This window comes from Anoxybacillus sp., assembly GCF_036834105.1.
Classification (GTDB): Bacteria; Bacillota; Bacilli; order Bacillales; family Anoxybacillaceae; genus Anoxybacillus.
This window is the reverse complement of the sequence record NZ_DAITON010000218.1, coordinates 1-2,140: the sequence shown is the minus strand read 5'-3', so window position 1 is coordinate 2,140 and position 2,140 is coordinate 1. Positions and strand designations below refer to the sequence as shown.

Below are 2,140 nucleotides of genomic sequence, written 5' to 3'. Positions count from 1 at the left end.
AATGAAGGAAAGGAGGGAAAAAAATGAATATTTTAATAGCTGGAGGAACTGGTTTTGTCGGTCAAGCGTTAACAGCATACTTTACACAAAAAGGTTATCATATGTATATATTAACGCGAAATGCACAAAAGCAGGAACACCATCGTTATATTCATTATGTACAATGGCTAACGAACGAAGCAAATCCTCTGGAGCAACTTCCTTCTATCGATGTCGTCATTAACTTAGCTGGTGAATCCATTAATAGTGGTCGTTGGAACGACGCGAGAAAACGAACAATTGTCGAAAGTCGGTTACAAGCGACAGAAGCGATATACGATCTCATCGCAAAAATGCCGAATAAGCCAAGCGTTGTCATTCAAGCGAGCGCAATCGGCATTTACGGCACATCACTACACGAAACACTTACCGAGCGTCACAACAAAGTCGGAACAGACTTTTTAGCTGAAACAGTGAAAAAATGGGAAGAAGCTGGACAACGTATCGAATCACTCGGCGTCCGCACAGTATTCATGCGCTTTGGCATTATTTTAGGGAAACATGGTGGCGCCCTGCCACGCATCGTGCTTCCGTACAAATGGTTGATTGGCGGAACAATTGGAAGCGGCCAACAATGGATGTCGTGGGTGCATATCGACGATGTCGTCGGCGCAGTAGATTTTGCGATTCGAAATGGAAACATATCGGGTCCGGTCAACGTCACCGCCCCACAACCTGTAACAATGAAACAGTTCGGAAAAACGATCGCAAACATATTACATCGCCCACACTGGCTACCCGTCCCATCATTTGCGTTACAATTGCTGTTAGGAGAAATGAGCATGCTCGTGTTGGAAGGACAACGCGTCACCCCAGAAAAACTACTGCAAGCTGGCTACCGTTTTTCGTTTCCAACTATTGATCGGGCGCTAGCGAACATACTACAATCGTAACGAATACAATAATAGAAAAAAATAAGGGAGCTTGCCATGAAAGACATATTACTGAAGTACGGTACAATATACCCAATCACTTCCCCGCCGATGAAGGGGGCAGATGTACGTATTAAAAATGGAAAAATTGTGGAGATAGGCTATGACCTTCCTGTATATGAACAATCAGAAGTTATTGATGTATCAGGAAAATACGTCTTCCCTGGGTTTATTGACGTACACACACATCTCGGCTTATACGATGAAGGGACAGGATGGGCTGGAAACGATGCTAACGAAACAATCGAGACGATGACGCCGCATGTGCGTGCTATTGATAGCGTATATCCACTTGATCCTGGTTTTCGCGATGCAATTGAACACGGGATTACAACGGTACACATTATGCCAGGAAGTGCAAATGTCATCGGGGGAACGACCGCAGTCATTAAAACGTACGGAAAAAACGTCTCAAAAATGATTGTGAAAGAAACCGCAGGTCTAAAACTCGCCCTTGGGGAAAACCCAAAGCGAATGCATAGTCAAGGAAATAAAGAGTCACTTACACGTATGGGCATTATGGGAATGCTTCGCGAAACGTTTTATAACGCCAAATATAGCGATTGGCCGCACGATTTTCGTACGATCCCCATCATTCAGGCGTTAAACCGTGACATTCCGATTCGCGTTCACGCTCATCGCGCCGATGATATTTTATCCGCGATCCGCCTAGCTGACGAGTTCGGGCTTGATTTGCGCATCGAGCATTGTACAGAAGGGCATCTCATCGCTGAAGAACTACAAGGAAGAAACTTGCACGTTTCAGTCGGCCCGACACTTACTCGCCGCTCGAAAGTAGAACTAAAAAACAAAAGTTGGAAAACGTATAAAATTTTATCCGATGCCGGTGTTCACGTCTCAATTACGACAGACCATCCGTATACACCTATTCAATATTTACACATTTGTGCGGCGATCGCTGTACGCGAAGGACTTGATGAACAAAAAGCGCTCGAAGGCATTACCATTTTACCAGCGCGAAATTTAGGAGTGGACGACCGAGTCGGCAGCATAGAAGTGGGCAAAGATGCTGACATCGTCGTTTGGAATTACCATCCGTTTCACTACTTAGCAACCCCTATATTCACGATGATTAATGGAGAAATAATATACAAAAAAAATTAATAAAAAAACTATTTATTTTTTACATCATTTCAAGTATGATATAA

At 43.8% G+C, this 2,140-nt stretch carries 2 protein-coding genes; both read left to right on the top strand.

Annotation, left to right across the window (positions count from 1 at the left end; translation table 11 throughout):
* Positions 1 to 23 precede the first annotated feature (23 nt).
* A complete protein-coding gene (locus tag V7Z64_RS13075) occupies positions 24 to 932 on the top strand; it encodes a TIGR01777 family oxidoreductase (protein ID WP_297990538.1) in 909 nt (302 codons plus the stop codon).
* Positions 933 to 968: 36 nt separating this feature from the next.
* The gene (locus V7Z64_RS13070) at positions 969 to 2,096 is read left to right on the top strand and encodes an amidohydrolase (protein WP_003397920.1); all 1,128 of its coding nucleotides are present in this window, start codon (positions 969 to 971) and stop codon (positions 2,094 to 2,096) included.
* The last annotated feature ends 44 nt before the right edge of the window (positions 2,097 to 2,140 follow it).

What these genes read in the sequence shown, in the direction of transcription:
- V7Z64_RS13070 (WP_003397920.1), top strand. Translation starts at nt 969, where the DNA reads ATGAAAGACATATTACTGAAGTACGGTACAATATACCCAATCACTTCC.
- V7Z64_RS13075 (WP_297990538.1), top strand. Translation starts at nt 24, where the DNA reads ATGAATATTTTAATAGCTGGAGGAACTGGTTTTGTCGGTCAAGCGTTA.